Genomic DNA, 604 nt, shown 5'->3' on the forward strand with positions numbered 1-604 from the left:
AAATGGGTGCGCTGCACGGGTTGACGGGGTGTGGCTGCCGGGGCTTTGCCCTCGGCGCGCTGCGCGGCATTCTGGCGGCGCAGGTCAAGGTACATCAGCGTGCCGACCACGGCAAACAGCACGGTCATGAACACAAAGGACCAGCGCCAGCCCAGCGCATCGGTCAGCAGGCCGCCAATCAGCTGGCCGCACACAATGCCCAGCGTGCTGCCCAGGCCGGTGCGCGTGAGCATTTCCTGCAGCTGATCGGCGGGCACGTTGTCGCCTACCCAGGCCATGCCCAGCGGAATCAGCGCCGCGGCGCCCAGCGCCATCAGCAGGCGGGCAAACACCAGCGCGTCAAGGCTGTGCGCAAACACGGCCAGCAGGCTGCCGACGCTGCAGCCCAGCGTGGCAAAAGTGACCACCCGAAACTTGCCCAGCCTGTCGCCCAATGGGCCGTAAAAAAGCTGCGACGCGCCATACGTCATGGCAAATATCGACACGACCTGTGCAGCCTGGGCCAGGCTGACGGCAAACACACGCGACAGCTCGGGCAGCATGGCGTCGCAAATGCGCTGGGCCATCATGCTGGCAAAGGTGCCAAATGAAAGAAGAAGGATGG

The 604-nt window shown here is 64.9% G+C and carries 1 protein-coding gene; it reads right to left on the reverse strand.

Annotation, left to right across the window (positions count from 1 at the left end; all coding sequences use genetic code 11):
• A partial coding sequence (locus AC1D1X_RS25235) for an MFS transporter (protein WP_477699627.1) occupies positions 1 to 602 on the reverse strand: 602 nt, incomplete at its 3' end.
• Positions 603 to 604 lie beyond the last annotated feature (2 nt).

The sequence above is a fragment of the Polaromonas sp. P1_G4 genome (assembly GCF_056405475.1).